This is a genomic window from Photorhabdus viridis (assembly GCF_040256935.1).
In the GTDB taxonomy this organism is placed as follows: Bacteria; Pseudomonadota; Gammaproteobacteria; order Enterobacterales; family Enterobacteriaceae; genus Photorhabdus; species Photorhabdus viridis.
In genome coordinates this window covers 1-449 of the sequence record NZ_JBEJZY010000272.1, presented here as the reverse complement: position 1 = coordinate 449, position 449 = coordinate 1, and the positions used below count along the sequence as shown (strand labels likewise).

1 protein-coding gene is annotated in these 449 nt (G+C 40.8%); it reads right to left on the bottom strand.

The window, feature by feature from the left end; genetic code table 11:
* Positions 1–449: hypothetical protein (locus ABR397_RS23320; protein WP_350307777.1), on the bottom strand; the 449-nt coding region annotated here is incomplete at both ends.

Here is a 449-nt window from a genome sequence, read left to right as displayed (position 1 = left end):
ATACTGATATTATTCTTTGCTGTGATCCTGCTGCCTAATACCAATGAACGTGACGGTGGAATATAATCACCCGATAGGAAAAGGCCTTCCAGTTTATGAAAAATCAATTCACGGGAACCAAGTTCAATATGTTTTGCCGCACTTAAATAAACATCTTTTCCGGCTGAGAGGAAAGCCCCCTGAGTAAAGAAATTACCTCCTGCATTAATCATCAATGACGTTGAGGCATTTAAAACGCCGGTCATTGGCAACAGAAACTTAAGATTTCCCTTCTCCTGCTCAGGCAAAACAGCATTAAGCAGATCCGGATCCCATTTGTCTGAATGCACAGGACCCGTTTGTCGAGGGGATAATTGTACCGTGTTTTCTATCCCAATATCATGATTTGCTGTTAACGAGATATGAGTACTCGGGGTTAAATAGGTATTTTGTAAAAGAAGATGTTTACC